General features: G+C 43.1%; 13 protein-coding genes. All 13 read left to right on the plus strand.

The window, feature by feature from the left end:
* Positions 1 to 104: 104 nt before the first annotated feature.
* The 13 genes from mraY (at position 105) to spoIIGA (ending at position 16,886) form a co-directional block, all read left to right on the plus strand.
* On the plus strand, positions 105 to 1,079 hold the full coding sequence (gene mraY / locus MKX38_RS08110; RefSeq protein WP_003232192.1) for a phospho-N-acetylmuramoyl-pentapeptide-transferase: 975 nt from the start codon (positions 105 to 107) through the stop codon (positions 1,077 to 1,079).
* Complete coding sequence (gene murD / locus MKX38_RS08115) at positions 1,080 to 2,435, plus strand: UDP-N-acetylmuramoyl-L-alanine--D-glutamate ligase (protein ID WP_029726512.1); 1,356 nt, start codon at positions 1,080 to 1,082, stop codon at positions 2,433 to 2,435. It abuts the gene before it with no gap.
* A gap of 60 nt (positions 2,436 to 2,495) precedes the next feature.
* Complete coding sequence (gene spoVE, locus MKX38_RS08120; protein WP_003244810.1) at positions 2,496 to 3,596, plus strand: stage V sporulation protein E; 1,101 nt, start codon at positions 2,496 to 2,498, stop codon at positions 3,594 to 3,596.
* A 122-nt stretch (positions 3,597 to 3,718) separates the two neighbouring features.
* The gene (murG, locus tag MKX38_RS08125; protein WP_029317768.1) at positions 3,719 to 4,810 is read left to right on the plus strand and encodes an undecaprenyldiphospho-muramoylpentapeptide beta-N-acetylglucosaminyltransferase; all 1,092 of its coding nucleotides are present in this window, start codon (positions 3,719 to 3,721) and stop codon (positions 4,808 to 4,810) included.
* A 31-nt stretch (positions 4,811 to 4,841) separates the two neighbouring features.
* The gene (gene murB, locus MKX38_RS08130) at positions 4,842 to 5,753 is read left to right on the plus strand and encodes a UDP-N-acetylmuramate dehydrogenase (RefSeq protein WP_029317769.1); all 912 of its coding nucleotides are present in this window, start codon (positions 4,842 to 4,844) and stop codon (positions 5,751 to 5,753) included.
* A 129-nt stretch (positions 5,754 to 5,882) separates the two neighbouring features.
* Entirely contained in the window at positions 5,883 to 6,674 is a 792-nt protein-coding gene (divIB, locus tag MKX38_RS08135) for a cell division protein DivIB (RefSeq protein WP_088325829.1), read from the plus strand.
* The gene (locus MKX38_RS08140; protein WP_015252137.1) at positions 6,671 to 7,366 is read left to right on the plus strand and encodes a DUF881 domain-containing protein; all 696 of its coding nucleotides are present in this window, start codon (positions 6,671 to 6,673) and stop codon (positions 7,364 to 7,366) included. The genes divIB and MKX38_RS08140 overlap by 4 nt, the downstream gene beginning before the upstream one ends.
* A 22-nt stretch (positions 7,367 to 7,388) precedes the next feature.
* Positions 7,389 to 8,096: a DUF881 domain-containing protein gene (locus MKX38_RS08145; RefSeq protein WP_015252136.1), complete on the plus strand. Its 708-nt coding sequence runs from the start codon at positions 7,389 to 7,391 to the stop codon at positions 8,094 to 8,096.
* Between the two features lie 17 nt (positions 8,097 to 8,113).
* Positions 8,114 to 8,479 carry a small basic family protein gene (locus tag MKX38_RS08150; protein ID WP_003238683.1) on the plus strand — a complete coding sequence of 122 codons (366 nt, stop codon included), beginning with the start codon at positions 8,114 to 8,116 and terminating at the stop codon, positions 8,477 to 8,479.
* Positions 8,480 to 8,652: 173 nt separating this feature from the next.
* On the plus strand, positions 8,653 to 9,975 hold the full coding sequence (gene ftsA / locus MKX38_RS08155) for a cell division protein FtsA (protein WP_003232169.1): 1,323 nt from the start codon (positions 8,653 to 8,655) through the stop codon (positions 9,973 to 9,975).
* A 35-nt stretch (positions 9,976 to 10,010) separates the two neighbouring features.
* The gene (ftsZ, locus tag MKX38_RS08160) at positions 10,011 to 11,159 is read left to right on the plus strand and encodes a cell division protein FtsZ (RefSeq protein WP_021479331.1); all 1,149 of its coding nucleotides are present in this window, start codon (positions 10,011 to 10,013) and stop codon (positions 11,157 to 11,159) included.
* A 303-nt stretch (positions 11,160 to 11,462) separates the two neighbouring features.
* Positions 11,463 to 15,764 carry a bacillopeptidase F gene (locus tag MKX38_RS08165; protein WP_339189152.1) on the plus strand — a complete coding sequence of 1,434 codons (4,302 nt, stop codon included), beginning with the start codon at positions 11,463 to 11,465 and terminating at the stop codon, positions 15,762 to 15,764.
* A 192-nt stretch (positions 15,765 to 15,956) separates the two neighbouring features.
* The gene (spoIIGA, locus tag MKX38_RS08170; RefSeq protein WP_003232163.1) at positions 15,957 to 16,886 is read left to right on the plus strand and encodes a sigma-E processing peptidase SpoIIGA; all 930 of its coding nucleotides are present in this window, start codon (positions 15,957 to 15,959) and stop codon (positions 16,884 to 16,886) included.
* Positions 16,887 to 16,908: the final 22 nt, after the last annotated feature.

Raw genomic sequence — 16,908 nt, forward strand, 5'->3', positions numbered from 1 at the left:
ATGTTACTGAATAATGGAGCTTGAAAAGATTTTTCATATGGGAAAAAATCATGAATATGATAACTACGTATGTCGTTTGAAAGAAACAGGAGGAGAAAAGGACAATGCTTGAGCAAGTCATTCTGTTTACAATTTTAATGGGGTTTTTAATTAGTGTTCTGCTCTCTCCGATTCTTATTCCGTTTTTAAGAAGGTTAAAATTCGGCCAGAGTATTAGAGAAGAAGGACCGAAATCACATCAGAAAAAATCAGGGACACCGACAATGGGCGGGGTCATGATCATACTTTCTATCATAGTGACAACAATTGTTATGACACAGAAGTTTTCAGAAATAAGCCCCGAAATGGTGCTGCTTCTGTTTGTTACGCTAGGCTACGGTTTGCTTGGCTTTTTAGATGATTACATCAAGGTTGTCATGAAGCGCAATCTTGGATTGACATCAAAGCAAAAGCTGATCGGACAAATTATTATTGCAGTTGTATTTTACGCCGTGTATCATTACTACAATTTTGCGACGGATATTCGCATTCCTGGAACTGACTTATCATTTGATCTTGGCTGGGCTTACTTTATCCTTGTGCTCTTTATGCTTGTCGGCGGATCAAACGCAGTTAACCTGACTGACGGCCTTGACGGGTTATTATCCGGTACTGCGGCGATTGCCTTTGGCGCCTTTGCCATTCTGGCATGGAATCAGTCTCAATATGACGTAGCGATTTTCTCAGTTGCCGTTGTCGGTGCAGTTCTGGGCTTCCTTGTATTTAATGCTCATCCGGCCAAAGTTTTTATGGGAGATACGGGATCGCTTGCATTGGGAGGAGCAATCGTTACCATTGCCATTTTAACGAAATTAGAGATCCTGCTGGTTATCATCGGCGGTGTATTCGTTATCGAGACATTATCTGTTATTTTGCAGGTCATCAGCTTTAAAACGACAGGTAAACGAATCTTTAAAATGAGTCCGCTTCATCACCATTATGAGCTTGTCGGCTGGTCTGAATGGAGAGTAGTCGTGACGTTTTGGGCTGCGGGACTTTTGCTTGCCGTTTTAGGAATTTACATCGAGGTGTGGTTATAAGTGGAAAATGATCAATTTTTACAGAAACAGCATTTTTTAATCCTTGGGCTTGCGAAAAGCGGATATGCGGCGGCCTCCATTCTTCATGAAAAAGGCATTTATGTTGCAGTCAATGACCAAAAGCCTTTTGAAGAAAATGAACCGGCACAAAAGCTTTCTGAAAAAGGAATCGAAGTTGTTTGCGGAGAGCATCCAGTTTCTCTGTTCGATCAGCATCAAATCACGATTCTGATCAAAAACCCGGGAATTCCTTATGAAAATATTATGGTTCAGGAAGCGGAGAAACGAGGCATTCCGGTTTGGACGGAAATTGAGCTCGCTTACTACCTGACCAGCGCCAAGTTTATTGGGATTACCGGATCGAACGGTAAAACGACCACGACAACGCTAATTTACGAAATGCTCAAAGCTGGCTCGCAAAAAGCACTGATTGCCGGAAACATCGGCACAGTCGCAAGTGAGGTTGCCTATCATGCTGATGGAGATGAATGGATCGTTACTGAACTGTCTTCGTTTCAGCTGATGGGAACACACGCTTTCAGACCGGAAATCAGCCTGATTTTAAATGTATTTGACGCCCATCTGGATTATCACCATACGCGCGAAAACTATGAAAAAGCGAAACAGAAAGTGTACCTTCATCAGACTGCTTCAGATAAAGCTATTGTCAACCAGGATGATGAAACCGTCGTGCGTCTTGCTGAAGCCGGAAAAGCCGAAATCGTCCCATTTTCAGTCAGCAAAACGCTTGAACAGGGCGCATATGTAAAAGACAGTATGATTATGTTTAACGGCGAAGCCATTCTTCCTCTGGAAGAGGTTGTACTGCCCGGTGCTCATAACCTGGAGAACATTTTAGCAGCTATTGCAGTTGTGAAAACGGCAGGAGCATCCAATGAGGCGGTTAAAAAGGTGCTGACAAGCTTTACTGGTGTGAAGCACCGCCTCCAATATGTCACAACTGTGAATGGCCGCAAATTTTATAACGACAGTAAAGCAACAAACATTCTGGCGACAAGCAAGGCGCTTTCAGCTTTTGATAAGCCGGTCATTCTGCTTGCGGGCGGACTGGATCGCGGAAATGGTTTTGATGACTTGAAACCTTATATGAAGCATGTCAAAGCAGTGCTTACATTTGGCCAGACGGCGCCAAAACTCGAGAAACTCGGCAATGAACTGGGAATACAACATGTCAAACGTGTCGATAATGTTGAACAAGCAGTATCTGCGGCGTTCGCGCTCTCAAATGAAGGAGATGTCATCCTGCTGTCACCCGCGTGTGCGAGCTGGGATCAATTCAAAACATTTGAAGAACGCGGTGACATGTTTATAGATGCCGTGCATATGCTTAAGTAAGGGCTTGTCTTGAAGTAAATCGGCAGCCCTAATGACTTTAAGCTTGGGGTGTCGATTGCTTTGACTACTAAAAAAACATCGCCTGATTTGTTATTGGTCATCATTACGTTATTATTATTAACAATCGGATTAATTATGGTGTACAGTGCGAGTGCGGTATGGGCGGATTATAAATTTGACGACTCATTCTTTTTCGCGAAACGGCAGCTTTTGTTTGCGGGAATCGGCGTCATTGCTATGTTTTTTATCATGAATGTTGATTATTGGACTTGGAGGACATGGTCCAAATTGCTGATGGTTATCTGCTTTTTCCTTCTGGTGCTTGTTTTGATACCGGGCGTCGGAATGGTGCGGAACGGTTCAAGAAGCTGGATCGGAGTCGGAGCATTCAGCATACAGCCTTCAGAGTTTATGAAGCTTGCGATGATTGCATTCCTTGCTAAATTTCTCTCTGAAAAACAAAAAAACATCACATCGTTCAGACGGGGGTTCGTCCCTGCACTTGGCATCGTGTTTTCAGCATTTTTGATTATCATGTGCCAGCCTGACCTCGGAACGGGGACAGTTATGGTCGGAACTTGTATTGTCATGATTTTTGTAGCCGGCGCACGGATCGCCCATTTCGTCTTTCTCGGGCTGATCGGCCTCAGCGGATTTGTCGGGCTCGTACTATCGGCTCCATATCGGATAAAGCGGATTACCTCATACTTAAATCCATGGGAAGACCCGCTCGGAAGCGGATTTCAGATCATTCAATCGCTTTATGCAGTGGGGCCCGGCGGGTTGTTCGGAATGGGGCTCGGACAAAGCAGACAGAAGTTCTTTTATCTGCCTGAGCCGCAAACAGACTTTATTTTCGCCATCTTGTCAGAGGAGCTGGGCTTTATCGGGGGAACACTTATTTTGCTCCTCTTCAGCGTCCTGCTGTGGAGAGGAATCAGAATTGCGCTTGGTGCGCCTGATCTGTACGGAAGCTTTGTCGCAGTCGGCATTATTTCAATGATTGCCATTCAAGTCATGATAAATATCGGCGTAGTCACGGGCCTGATTCCTGTAACAGGCATCACGCTCCCGTTTCTGAGCTACGGAGGCTCTTCATTGACTCTAATGCTGATGGCAGTTGGTGTGCTGCTGAATGTAAGCCGCTACTCGAGGTATTAACGAATGTATTTCCAAGCCTCCTGTCTAACATGAAGCTTGGAAACAATTGATGCGATAACCCTGTCCAACAAAACAGGGTTATCGTTATGTTATAGAGAAACTTAGACTGGGGGAAAAAAGAAATGCGAATTGCAATAAGCGGAGGCGGTACAGGGGGACATATTTATCCTGCTCTTGCTTTTATTAAAGAAGTGCAAAGACGTCATCCTAATGTGGAATTTTTATACATCGGAACAGAAAACGGGCTGGAGAAAAAAATTGTTGAGCGGGAGAATATACCGTTTCGTTCAATTGAAATTACAGGATTTAAAAGAAAATTGTCATTTGAAAATGTCAAGACTGTGATGCGTTTTCTGAAGGGCGTCAAAAAGAGTAAATCGTATTTAGCGGAATTTAAGCCCGATGCCGTAATTGGAACGGGCGGTTATGTATGTGGGCCGGTTGTCTATGCCGCTGCGAAAATGGGAATTCCGACTATTGTCCACGAACAAAACAGCCTGCCGGGCATCACGAATAAGTTTCTTTCAAAATATGTTAATAAAGTAGCGATTTGTTTTGAAGAAGCGAAATCACATTTTCCTAGCGAGAAAGTTGTATTTACGGGAAACCCGAGAGCCTCTGAAGTCGTCTCAATAAAGACGGGACGATCATTGGCTGAATTTGGGCTTTCTGAAGACAAAAAAACGGTCTTAATTTTCGGCGGAAGCCGAGGCGCTGCACCGATTAACCGCGCTGTCATTGACATGCAGGATGCGCTGAAAACAAGAGACTATCAAGTGCTGTATATCACCGGTGAAGTTCACTATGAAAAAGTAATGAATGAGCTGAAAAGCAAGGGTGCCGCTGATAATATGGTCACAAAGCCGTTTCTTCATCAAATGCCTGAGTATTTAAAGGCCATTGATGTCATTGTGGCCAGAGCCGGTGCGACAACGATTGCCGAAATTACTGCTCTCGGAATCCCAAGTGTTCTGATCCCAAGTCCATATGTGACAGCGAATCACCAGGAGGTCAATGCGAGATCTCTTGGCCAGCATGATGCGGCGATTGTACTGAAAGAAACAGAGCTCAGCGGGGAGAAGCTGATTGAAGCGCTAGACCGGATTGTACTGAATGAGCAAACGTTAAAGGAAATGAGCGAACGAACAAAGTCACTCGGTGTTCCTGACGCGGCTGCCCGTTTATACAGCGTACTCGAGGAATTAAAAAAATAGTAGAAAAGCAAATGGAATGCGGAGGTTTACGATGGAGAAAGTGATACAGGAATTAAAAGAACGCGAAGTCGGCAAGGTTCTTGCAAATGAACCGCTCGCGAATCATACAACGATGAAAATCGGCGGACCTGCGGATGTATTGGTCATTCCAAGCAGTGTAGATGCTGTTAAAGACATCATGGACGTGATTAAAAAATATGATGTGAAGTGGACAGTCATCGGCCGCGGATCAAATCTTCTTGTTTTAGATGAAGGAATTAGAGGCGTAGTGATCAAGCTGGGTGCGGGTCTTGACCATTTGGAGCTTGAAGGGGAGCAAGTAACAGTCGGAGGCGGTTATTCAGTGGTCCGCCTTGCTACATCATTGAGCAAAAAAGGCCTGTCCGGTTTGGAATTTGCTGCCGGCATTCCAGGATCAGTCGGCGGAGCGGTTTATATGAATGCCGGCGCTCACGGTTCTGATATGAGCGAGATCCTCGTCAAAGCGCATATTTTGTTTGAAGACGGAACGATTGAGTGGCTGACAAATGAGCAGATGGATTTCAGCTACAGGACATCTGTACTGCAAAAGAAACGCCCGGGCGTTTGCCTTGAAGCTGTTTTGCAGCTGGAGCAGAAGGATAAGGAATCAATCGTTCAGCGAATGCAAAGCAATAAAGACTATAGAAAAAATACACAGCCGTATTCAAGCCCTTGTGCGGGAAGCATATTCAGAAATCCGCTTCCGAATCATGCCGGGAGCCTTGTAGAAAAAGCAGGCTTGAAAGGATATCAAATCGGCGGTGCAAAGATATCGGAGATGCACGGAAACTTCATCGTCAATGCGGGAGGAGCATCAGCAAAAGATGTGCTTGATCTCATTGACCATGTGAAAAAGACAATCCGTGAAAAATACGAGATTGATATGCACACAGAGGTTGAAATCATCGGCGGAAATCGCTGATTCAAGTTCTGACTGAAGCTGTTCATATGATATACTGTAAGCAAACGACAAACGGCATCATAGTATGCCGTTTGTTTTGGAATAGACAGACTTTTAACAGCTGTTTCATTTGAATGAGGTGAACAGGCAATGAACCCGGGTCAAGACCGAGAAAAAATCGTTAACATTGAAGAGCGGATCCCTAAAATTAAAGAGCAGAGGAAACAAAAGGCAAACCGCCGTCTCATTTCATTTATTATGCTCTTTTTTATTATGGTGCTGATCATTGTGTACCTGCAAACACCAATCAGTAAAGTATCAACAATCTCTGTTACAGGGAATGAAAATGTATCAAAAAAGGAAATTATCGACCTTTCCGATATTAACAGCGGAGATACTGAGTTTTGGAGTTTGGACAAGCAAAAAACAGAAAAGAAGATTCAGCAAAATAAATTAGTGAAAAAAGTGGAGATCAGCAAATCGCTTCCTAATAAAATCAACATTGCAATCGAAGAATATAAAGCGATTGCTTATTTAGAAAAAGACGATGTGTACTATGAAGTGCTTGAAAACGGCTCAGTTCTGCCAAACGAAGTAACGCCGGATGATGCCGGACCGATTTTAGTGAATTGGACAAACGCGAAGAAGCGGTCTCAAATGGCCAAGCAGCTCGATGCGTTGTCAAATTCGTTAAAACAGTCGATTTCAGAGATTTATTATACGCCTGTAAAAATGGATGAAAACCGTATTAAGTTGTACATGAACGACGGTTATGTTGTCACTGCATCTATTAAAACGTTTGCAGACCGAATGAAGACGTATCCTTCTATCATTTCTCAGCTAAGCAGCAATAAAAAAGGAATCATTCATTTAGAAGTTGCCACCTATTTTGAAGAGTTTGGGAAAAACGATAAGGCTGCTAAAAAGGAAGATGAAAATTGAGGGGCAAATCAGCAGTCCTTCTTTCCTTGATTATGCTTATCGCAGGCTTTTTGATTTCATTTTCTTTTCAAATGACAAAAGAAAACAACAAAAGCGCGGCTGAGACGGAAGAGTGGAAAAAAGAATATGCGCTGAGAGATGAACTTCTGAAACAAGAGAAAGAAAATAAGAAGCTTGAAAAAGAATTATATCAAAAGCAAAACAAAGTCCGCCAGGCGGAAAATAAGCTGAAGAAAGAGAAGTCGGAATACTATAATGTCCTCGAAGATACAGAAAAATACAGGATGTATATTGGGGAAGTCGGTGTGCAGGGAGAAGGCGTTGAGGTGACATTGGAAGATGCGTCATACATACCGGAAGGGGAGAATGTGAATAGTTACATCGTTCACGAAAGCCATATCTTCCAAGTAGTAAACGAAATGTATATCTCAGGAGCGGCAGCTGTCGCCGTTAATGGACAGCGTTTGACGCATGATTCGTATATCAAATGCAATGGTCCTGTGGTAACGGTAGACGGGGTGCAGCATCCCGCTCCATTTACGGTATCCGCTATTGGAGATCCAGATGTCCTGCTGCCCTCGTTAAATATCGCTGGAGGCCTAATTGATCAGCTGTCAATGGATCATATTTCTGTGTCGGCAGAAAAAGAGAAAAACGTACAAATGAAACCGATTCTGAAAACGAAGGAATGACTGAAAAAGCGGGTGAAATAGATTGAAAATAAAGCGTTCCTTCATAAGCATCAGTGTGCTTATGGTCATCTTCGGCCTGATGATATCTGTTCAGTTTAATTCGTTAAAGCACCCCAAAGTCCGGGATACAAGAGATATGTGGGATATTAGGGAAGAGCTGACATCAGAGCAGAAGAAGCAGGAAAAGCTGCTGTCTGAAATAAACAAATATGACAAACTTCTGAATAGCTATTCGCAAACGAAAGAAATGACAAAAGAAACCGCGCTAAATAATACCTTGCAATCCTTAAAAAAAACAGCCGGCATGACCGATATAACAGGTAGCGGAATTGTCATTACGATTTCCCCGCTTTTTTCTGAAAGCTTAACAGGAGAGCCGGTCGAAAATCCGCCTCCGGATTTGCTGAAAAAGCTGATTAATGAACTCAACTCATACGGTGCAGAGCATATCTCGATTAACGAGCGAAGAGTTGTGAATCATACAGTCATCAGAGATATAAACGGCACTACAAAAATAGACGGATACGCCCTTGACGATTATCCTTTAACAGTAAAAGTGCTTGCCAAAGATCCGGACATGTTACACAGCAGAGTGAAGGGGTCAGGCCTTGAGGATCTTTTTGCATCTGAAAATTTAGCATTAAAAGCCGGTAAATCTGAAAGCAAACTAACATTAAAAGCATATGACAGACCACTGGACGTACAACAGCTGAAACTGCTTAAAGACTGAAAAGGAGGAGAATTGTCATGTGGCTGCCCGTGTTGGGACTGGTGCTCGGAATAGCGATTGGACTAATGACAAACTTAACGATACCGAGTGAATACTCAAACTATTTATCGCTTGCGGTGCTTGCCGCACTTGATACATTAATCGGCGGAATCAGGGCGCATTTACAAGGTACATATGATGAAATGGTATTTGTTTCCGGTTTCTTTTTTAATATTATATTGGCAATAAGTTTAGCTTTTCTGGGAGTCCATCTTGGTGTAGACTTGTATTTAGCAGGTATATTCGCATTCGGAGTCAGATTATTTCAGAATATAGCCGTTATCAGAAGAAATCTACTAACAAAGTGGACTCTTTCTAAAAAAAATAAAAAAAATGTGATATAAAAGAGGATATACATAGGATATAACGAATATTTTCAATAAACATAAAATGTGAAAAACACATAAAAATATTCTGTTGTTATTTTTTGTTACACACTTGTAAAGCCACATTCATTGTATTGTTGTTCCGCAAATAATAGAATAGAAATGATCGAAATGTGAGGAGGTGCCATAGAATGAACAACAATGAACTTTACGTCAGTCTTGACATCGGTACGTCCAATACAAAAGTGATCGTCGGAGAAATGACAGATGATTCCCTTAATATTATCGGTGTGGGAAATGTACCGTCTGAAGGGTTGAAAAAAGGCTCAATCGTTGATATAGATGAGACCGTTCATTCTATAAGAAAAGCGTTTGACCAAGCTGAAAGAATGGTAGGTTTTCCGCTTAGAAAAGCTATTGTCGGCGTTAATGGAAATTATATCAATATTCAAGATACAAACGGTGTTGTAGCAGTTTCCAGTGAAAATAAAGAAATTCAGGTTGAAGATGTACGCCGTGTCATGGAGGCGGCACAGGTTGTTTCAGTACCGCACGAACAGCTGATTGTTGACGTCATTCCTAAACAGTTTATCGTAGATGGAAGAGATGAAATTACCGACCCGAAAAAAATGCTGGGTGTGCGTTTAGAAGTAGAGGGCACCTTGATCACCGGTTCAAAAACAATCTTACATAACTTACTCCGCTGCGTTGAAAGAGCTGGTATTGAAATAACTGATATTTGCCTTCAGCCGCTGGCAGCCGGTTCTGCTGCATTATCAAAGGACGAGAAAAACCTTGGTGTGGCTCTCATTGATATAGGGGGAGGGTCAACAACCATTGCCGTATTCCAGAACGGACATCTCACTTCTACCCGTGTCATTCCTCTCGGAGGCGAAAATATCACCAAAGATATCTCCATCGGATTGAGAACGTCAACAGAAGAAGCAGAACGCGTGAAAAAGCAATTTGGACATGCCTACTATGACGAAGCCTCGGAAGATGAAATATTTGAGGTAACCGTTATAGGCACCAATCAAAAACAAACATTTACACAGCAAGAAGCAGCGAATATCATTGAAGCGAGAGTAGAAGAAATTCTTGAAATTGTTTCAGAAGAGCTTCGCAGTATGGGAATTACCGATCTGCCGGGAGGCTTCGTGCTGACAGGAGGACAAGCAGCTATGCCGGGTGTCATGTCTTTGGCACAGGATGTGCTGCAAAACAATGTCAGAGTGGCAAGCCCGAATTATATCGGTGTAAGAGATCCTCAATATATGACGGGAGTGGGCCTGATCCAATTCGCCTGCCGGAATGCAAGAATCCAAGGCAGAAAAATAGGCTTTAAGATGCCTGAAGAAGCGATACAGGAAATCGCAGTCTCATCATCTGAGGAACAAGAGCAGCATCATCACCAAAATGAGGTGCAGCAGCGGCCAAAAGGAAAACAAAAAACACAAGCCGAACATAATAAACAGAGCAAAATGAAAAAACTATTAAGCATGTTTTGGGAATAGATAGATAGTCATTCGGCAGATTAGGAGGATTTAGCATGTTGGAGTTCGAAACAAACATAGACGGCTTAGCATCAATTAAAGTAATCGGAGTAGGAGGCGGCGGAAACAACGCCGTTAACCGAATGATTGAAAATGAAGTGCAAGGAGTAGAGTATATCGCGGTAAACACGGACGCTCAAGCTCTTAACCTGTCAAAAGCAGAAGTGAAAATGCAAATCGGCGCAAAGCTGACTAGAGGATTGGGAGCAGGTGCGAATCCAGAGGTCGGGAAAAAAGCCGCTGAAGAAAGCAAAGAGCAGATTGAAGAAGCACTTAAAGGTGCTGACATGGTATTCGTGACAGCTGGTATGGGCGGCGGAACAGGAACAGGTGCCGCACCGGTTATCGCACAAATCGCGAAAGACTTAGGCGCATTAACTGTCGGCGTTGTGACAAGACCGTTTACCTTCGAAGGACGCAAAAGACAGCTTCAGGCTGCAGGCGGAATCTCGGCAATGAAAGAAGCGGTGGATACACTGATCGTGATCCCGAACGACCGTATCCTTGAAATTGTTGATAAAAACACACCGATGCTTGAAGCATTCCGTGAAGCGGATAACGTACTTCGCCAAGGGGTTCAAGGTATTTCTGACTTGATTGCTACACCTGGTCTTATCAACCTTGACTTTGCTGATGTGAAAACAATCATGTCAAACAAAGGATCTGCTTTGATGGGTATCGGTATTGCTACTGGGGAAAATCGCGCGGCAGAGGCAGCAAAAAAAGCAATTTCCAGCCCGCTTCTTGAAGCGGCCATTGACGGTGCGCAAGGCGTCCTCATGAACATCACTGGAGGAACAAACCTCAGCCTATATGAGGTTCAAGAAGCAGCAGACATTGTCGCTTCGGCGTCTGATCAAGACGTAAACATGATTTTCGGTTCTGTTATTAATGAAAATCTAAAAGATGAGATTGTGGTGACAGTGATTGCAACGGGCTTTATCGAACAAGAGAAGGACGTGACGAAGCCTCAGCGTCCAAGCTTAAATCAAAGCATCAAAACACACAATCAAAGTGTTCCGAAGCGTGAGCAAAAACGTGAGGAGCCTCAGCAGCAGAACACAGTAAGCCGTCATACTTCACAGCCGGCTGATGATACGCTTGACATCCCGACATTCTTAAGAAACCGTAATAAACGCGGCTAATGTAAAGGACAAAATCGTTTTCGATTTTGTCCTTTTTTTGTTTTTCTTTTCACACTTTCCTTCTTATAAAGTCTTTTTCCCTATTGCTTCCTTCGCTTAGTAACAAAACAGATAATTAGACCTATTTATTTTTGTGACATTTTTATCGTTTTCATATATATGGAAAATGAATGACATGAAACGACAATATCTGTAATTCAGATTGTCTACAGTTAATATACAGCGATGTTCTGACAAACCATTCATTATTAAAAGGAGGGACGACACTTTTTTTAAAAAGCATGTTGAAAAAGGGGGATGAAAATGAAGAAAAAAACGAAAAACAGACTCATCAGCTCTGTTTTAAGTACAGTTGTCATCAGTTCACTGCTGTTTCCGGGAGCAGCCGGGGCAAGCAGTAAAGTCACCTCACCTTCTGTTAAAAAGGAGCTTCAATCTGCGGAATCCATTCAAAACAAGATTTCGAGTTCATTAAAGAAAAGCTTTAAAAAGAAAGAAAAGACGACTTTTCTGATTAAATTTAAAGATCAGGCTAACACAGAAAAAGCGGCAAAAGCGGCTGTTAAAAAAGCGAAATCGAAGAAGCTGTCTGTCGCTAAGACGGAATATCAAAAGCGTTCTGCTGTTGTGTCAGCTTTAAAAGTCACAGCCGATGAATCCCAGCAAGATGTCCTAAAATACTTGAACACCCAGAAAGATAAAGGAAATGCAGACCAAATTCATTCTTATTATGTGGTGAACGGGATTGCTGTTCATGCCTCAAAAGAGGTTATGGAAAAAGTGGCGCAGTTTCCCGAAGTGGAAAAGGTGCTTCCTAATGAGAAACGGCAGCTTTTTAAGTCATCCTCCCCATTTAATATGAAAAAAGCACAGAAAGCTGTTAAAGCAACTGACGGTGTGGAATGGAATGTAGACCAAATCGAAGCTCCAAAAGCTTGGGCACTTGGATATGATGGAACTGGCACGGTTGTTGCGTCCATTGATACCGGGGTGGAATGGAATCATCCGGCATTAAAAGAGAAATATCGCGGATATAATCTGGAAAATCCTAATGAGCCTGAAAATGAAATGAACTGGTATGATGCCGTAGCAGGCGAGGCAAGCCCTTATGATGATTTGGCTCATGGAACCCATGTGACAGGCACGATGGTGGGCTCTGAACCTGATGGAACAAATCAAATCGGTGTAGCGCCTGGCGCAAAATGGATTGCTGTTAAAGCGTTCTCTGAAGATGGCGGCACTGATGCTGACATTTTGGAAGCTGGTGAATGGGTTTTAGCACCAAAGGACGCGGAAGGAAATCCCCACCCGGAAATGGCTCCTGATGTTGTCAATAACTCATGGGGAGGGGGTTCTGGACTTGATGAATGGTACAGAGACATGGTCAATGCCTGGCGTGCGGCCGATATTTTCCCAGAGTTTTCAGCGGGGAATACGGATCTCTTTATTCCCGGCGGGCCTGGTTCTATCGCAAATCCGGCAAACTATCCAGAATCGTTTGCAACTGGAGCGACTGATATCAATAAAAAGCTCGCTGACTTTTCTCTTCAAGGGCCATCTCCATATGATGAAATAAAGCCGGAAATATCTGCACCGGGCGTTAATATTCGTTCATCCGTTCCCGGTCAGACATATGAGGATGGTTGGGACGGCACATCAATGGCAGGGCCGCATGTATCCGCTGTTGCTGCACTGCTAAAACAGGCGAATGCCTCACTTTCTGTTGATGAGATGGAGGATATATTAACCAGCACGGCTGAACCGCTCACGGATTCAACATTTCCTGATTCACCGAATAACGGATATGGCCATGGTCTGGTGAATGCTTTTGATGCTGTATCCGCTGTTACAGATGGTTTAGGGAAAGCGGAAGGACAAGTTTCTGTAGAAGGGGATGACCAAGAGCCTCCTGTCTATCAGCATGAGAAAGTAACTGAAGCTTATGAAGGCGGCAGCCTGCCACTGACTTTGACAGCTGAAGACAATGTGAGTGTGACATCTGTAAAGCTGTCCTACAAGCTTGATCAAGGTGAATGGACAGAAATAACGGCTAAACGAATCAGCGGTGATCATCTAAAAGGAACGTATCAGGCAGAGATCCCAGATATAAAAGGAACTAAACTAAGCTATAAGTGGATGATTCACGATTTTGGCGGTCATGTCGTTTCGTCTGACATATACGATGTAACAGTGAAACCAAGCATCACGGCGGGATATAAGCAGGACTTTGAAACTGCACCCGGCGGCTGGGTTGCGAGCGGAACAAATAATAACTGGGAATGGGGAGTTCCGTCAACTGGCCCAAATACAGCAGCATCCGGAGAAAAAGTATATGGAACGAATTTGACAGGAAATTATGCCAACTCAGCAAACATGAACCTTGTTATGCCTCCTGTTAAAGTACCTGATTCAGGAAGTTTGTTCCTTCAATTTAAAAGCTGGCACAATTTAGAGGATGATTTTGATTACGGCTACGTTTTTGTTCTTCCGGAAGGTGAAAAGAATTGGGAGCAGGCTGGTGTCTATAACGGAAAGACATCAAGCTGGACGGACGAAGAAATTGATTTATCGGCTTATAAAGGCCAAAACATTCAAGTGATGTTTAACCTTCAATCAGATGAAAGTATTAACAAAGAGGGCTGGTACATTGATGATGTAGTGCTTTCTGACAAATCAGCCGGAAAAACAGTCAAAAAGAATAAGCTGGGCGTCGAAAAGCCGTCTGGAAAGCAAAAGAAAAAGCCAGTAAATCCGAAAAAGGCTAAGCCATCTGCAAACACAGCGGTAAAACATCAGAACAAGGCTATACAGCCTCAAGTTTTGCCGCTCAAGGCACAAGTCAGTGTAGTGGAAACAGGAAAATCAACATATTCAGATCAATCCACAGGGCAGTACACGCTGAAGCACAAAGCGGGAGACTATACGCTTATGGCAGAAGCATATGGTTATCAGTCGAAAACACAAAAAGTATCTTTAAAGACGGATCAGACGACACAAGCTAATTTTACGTTAGAAGAGATGAAGAAGGGCACATTAAAAGGCACGGTCATCAATAAAACGACAGGAGAGCCGGTAACAGGCGCTTCCGTTTATGTTGTAGAGGATGCTGCGGTGGAACCGGCTATGACAAACGACAAAGGTGAATATACGCTGGAGGCCTATGAAGGCGCTTATACGATTAAAGTCGCTGCACCGGGTTATTACAGTGATGAATTTTCCGTTGAGTTAAAAGGTGATGTTACAAAAGAAACTGCATTGAAGCCTTTCGTCGGTTATCCGGGTGAAATTGCATATGATGACGGAACAGCGGAGAATGCCAATTCCTATTTTGCTGCCGGTAACGGATGGGCGGTAAAAATGACGCTCGCTGACGGCAAGGACAAAGGCATGCTTACAGGAGGGCTGTTTAGATTCTGGGATACAGAGTTCCCAGATCCGGGCGGCACAGAGTTTAAGGTTGAGGTATACGATGCCACAGGAAAAGACGGAGCACCGGGCAAGAAAATTGCCGGGCCATTTAACGCTGAAGCTCTTCGCAATGGCGAGTGGACTAAGGTAGATCTCAGTTCAAAAGGGATTATGGTCGATAAAGACTTTTATCTCGTATATATCCAGTCGAAACCTGACCCGTATTCACCTGGACTGGCAATGGATGAAACCGGCAAGAATTCCGGCCGCAACTGGCAGTATATAGGTGGACAATGGGAGCCGGGTGACAAAGCAGACGGCAACTATATGATTCGCGCATTAGTTGATTACGAAGCTGCTGTACCTGAGATTACTTCACCGACAGACAAATCATACACAAATAAGGAAAGCGTCACTGTAAAAGGAAAAGCTTCTCCTGGTACAAGGGTACACATTTATAATGGAGAGAAAGAAGCAGGAGAAACGAAAGCTGCTGCGGATGGCACGTTCCATGCAGGCATCATACTCAACAAGGGTGAAAATGAGCTGACGGCAACTGCATCAACTGACAACGGAACAACAGATGCCTCCAGCCCAATCACGGTCACGCTTGATCAAGAAAAGCCTGAGTTAACGCTGGACACTCCAAAGGATGGCGGGAAAACAAATAAAGAAACGCTGACTGTCAAAGGGGCTGTATCCGATGACAATCTGAAAGACGTCAAGGTGAATGGCAAAAAAGCAACAATAACCGATGGTTCATACTCAGCCCGGATTCTTTTGGAGAATGGAAGCAATGAAATCAAGGTGATTGCTACAGACTTAGCAGGCAACAAAACGACGAAAAAGGCTGTCATTGATGTCAATTTTGATAAGCCTGTCATTTCCGGCTTAATTCCGGGAGAGGATAAAAACTTAAAAGCCGGTGAATCTGTGAAAATCGCTTTCTCAAGCGCTGAGGATTTAGATGCAACGTTTATCATTCGTATGCCGCTGACGAATGCAAGAGCGAGTGTGCAAAACGCCACCGAGCTCCCGTTAAGAGAAATTTCTCCGGGGAGATATGAAGGCTATTGGACAGCCACTTCTTCTATTAAAGCAAAAGGAGCAAAAGTAGAAGTGATCGTACGAGATGATTATGGAAATGAAACTAGAAAAACTGCGAATGGAAAACTTAATATCAACACAGAAAATTAAGTGGAAAAAAGCTGCCGTCATTGGCAGCTTTTTTATATCCTCTCATTACACTTCCTCGACAAATTAAGCAGATTTCCCTGAAAAATTGTATTTTCCTCTCAACATTAATTGACAGACTTTCCCACAGAGCTTGCTTTATACTTATGAAGCAAGCAGGGGAACAGCGTGAGGCAAGAAAGAAAGGAGTCAGATGTGAAAATCTATTTAGATGTCATTTGGCTGTTAAACTTTTGTTTTGATGCACTTTTGCTTTTGCTCACGGCATTTATTTTAAAAAGGCATGTAAAAAAAAGAAGACTGGTAGGCGGAGCGTTCATCGGTTCCAGTATTGTCCTTTTGATGTTTACTCCTTTTTCGCCGATTGTTGAACATCCGGCTGGGAAGCTAGCTTTTTCAGTTGTGATTGTGGTGGTGACATTTGGCTTTAAAAGATTTCGGTTTTTCTTTCAAAATTTGTTTTCCTTTTATTTTGCCACTTTTTTAATGGGGGGAGGAATTATAGGAGCCCATTCTTTGCTGCAGTCAAATTCTATTGTTCAAAACGGTGTCATGATTACCAATCAAACAGGGTTTGGAGACCCGATCAGCTGGTTGTTTATTGTTGGTGGCTTTCCAGCATTATGGTTTTTTTCTAAAAGAAGAATTGAAGATATTGAAACAAAAAACATTCAATATGAGGAACGAGTCAGCGTGCAGGCAGATTTGGGCAGCCAAACACTTCATGTCAGAGGCCTGATTGATTCCGGTAATCAGCTGTACGATCCTCTTACAAAAACACCGGTAATGATCATTTACATTGATAAATTGGAGCCGATTTTCGGAACAGCCGAAACGATGATCATTCGAAACACAGACCCATTGGAAGCCATCGAACAGCTCGATGATTCCTTTCGCTTTTTAGATAAAATGAGGTTGATTCCATACAGGGGAGTTGGTCAGCAAAATCAATTTTTATTATGCGTTAAACCGGATCACGTAACGATTATGACAAAAGAAGAAATGATTTCTGCAGATAAATGTTTAATCGGTATCAGCACAACAAAGCTGTCGGCAGATGGAGAGTTTGACGCGATTATTCATCCGAAAATGCTTTCGGGCAAGGCTGTCAAACACGTTTCATAATGTTCGCAAATGTCCGTTACTT

The organism is Bacillus sp. FSL M8-0025 (assembly GCF_037975475.1).
Lineage (GTDB): Bacteria > Bacillota > Bacilli > Bacillales > Bacillaceae > Bacillus > Bacillus subtilis.

Coding starts and splice junctions, on each gene's coding strand:
- mraY (WP_003232192.1), top strand. CDS start 105: ATGCTTGAGCAAGTCATTCTGTTTACAATTTTAATGGGGTTTTTAATT.
- ftsZ (WP_021479331.1), top strand. CDS start 10,011: ATGTTGGAGTTCGAAACAAACATAGACGGCTTAGCATCAATTAAAGTA.
- MKX38_RS08150 (WP_003238683.1), top strand. CDS start 8,114: ATGTGGCTGCCCGTGTTGGGACTGGTGCTCGGAATAGCGATTGGACTA.
- MKX38_RS08165 (WP_339189152.1), top strand. CDS start 11,463: ATGAAGAAAAAAACGAAAAACAGACTCATCAGCTCTGTTTTAAGTACA.
- ftsA (WP_003232169.1), top strand. CDS start 8,653: ATGAACAACAATGAACTTTACGTCAGTCTTGACATCGGTACGTCCAAT.
- murG (WP_029317768.1), top strand. CDS start 3,719: ATGCGAATTGCAATAAGCGGAGGCGGTACAGGGGGACATATTTATCCT.
- divIB (WP_088325829.1), top strand. CDS start 5,883: ATGAACCCGGGTCAAGACCGAGAAAAAATCGTTAACATTGAAGAGCGG.
- murB (WP_029317769.1), top strand. CDS start 4,842: ATGGAGAAAGTGATACAGGAATTAAAAGAACGCGAAGTCGGCAAGGTT.